The organism is Mesorhizobium sp. M1406 (assembly GCF_040317555.1).
Taxonomy (GTDB): Bacteria; Pseudomonadota; Alphaproteobacteria; order Rhizobiales; family Rhizobiaceae; genus Mesorhizobium.
On sequence record NZ_JAMYKW010000165.1, the window covers coordinates 1 to 1,046 of the forward strand.

Genomic DNA, 1,046 nt, shown 5'->3' on the forward strand with positions numbered 1-1,046 from the left:
TGGAGGTGGACGATCTGGTTGACGCGGCGCTGGTCGGCTTCGACCGCCGCGAACCGGTGACCATCCCGCCACTCCCCGATGCCGGTCAGTGGGACGCGCTTCAAGCCGCGCGCCAGGCCATGCTTCCGAACTATCGGAACGAACACCCCGCCGAGCGGTACCGCACGGTCGCCTGAGCATCAACGAAACCACTCCGATAAACGACCCCGCCGCAGCGGGGACAGACAAAGGTGACCCATGACCAACAAAACGCTGTTCCAGCCCTATACCCTCGGCTCGCTGACCCTCTCCAATCGTATCGTCATGGCGCCCCTGACGCGCAATCGCGCTGGCCCGGGCTTCGTTCCAGGCGATCTCGCCGCGGAGTACTACGGCCAGCGCGCATCGGCAGGCCTGCTGATTTCCGAGGCCACGCAGATCTCGCAGCAGGGGCAGGGCTACCAGGACACGCCCGGCATCTACACCCAGGACCAGATCGACGGCTGGCGCAAGGTCACCGACGCCGTGCACGCAAAGGGCGGGCGAATCTTTCTACAACTCTGGCACGTCGGCCGCGTCTCGCACGTCGATCTGCAGGAGAACGGCGCCGCGCCCGTGGCGCCCTCGGCAATCCGGGCCGCGACCAAGACGTTCGTGAACAACGGCTTTGTCGAGGTTTCGGAGCCCCGTGCGCTGGCGCTCGACGAGCTTGCGGGGATCGTCAACGATTTCCGGCAAGCAGCCGCGAACGCCATTGAGGCCGGCTTCGATGGCGTCGAGATTCATGGCGCCAACGGCTATCTGCTGGACCAGTTCGCCAAGGACGGTGCCAATGTCCGCACGGATGCTTATGGCGGATCGGTCGAGAACCGCGCCCGGCTGATGCTGGAGGTTACCGCTGCGGTGATCGAGGAGATCGGTGCCGAGCGAACCGGGATCCGGATTTCGCCCGTCTCGCCCGCCAACGGCGTCTCGAGCAGCGCCCCTCAGGCGCAGTTCGACTATATCGTCGATCAACTCGACGCTTTGGGCATCGTCTATATCCATGTCGTCGAGGGCGCCACGGG

General features: G+C 65.3%; 1 protein-coding gene and 1 pseudogene. Both read left to right on the forward strand.

Translation table 11 applies throughout. The features are described from left to right. Positions 1-176 (forward strand): annotated as a pseudogene (locus tag NKH03_RS34735) (SDR family NAD(P)-dependent oxidoreductase); the annotation flags it as partial. 61 nt (positions 177-237) lie between these two features. Beyond that, positions 238-1,046, forward strand: an 809-nt coding sequence (locus tag NKH03_RS34740) for an alkene reductase (RefSeq protein WP_352973345.1), incomplete at its 3' end; no start/stop codon positions are given.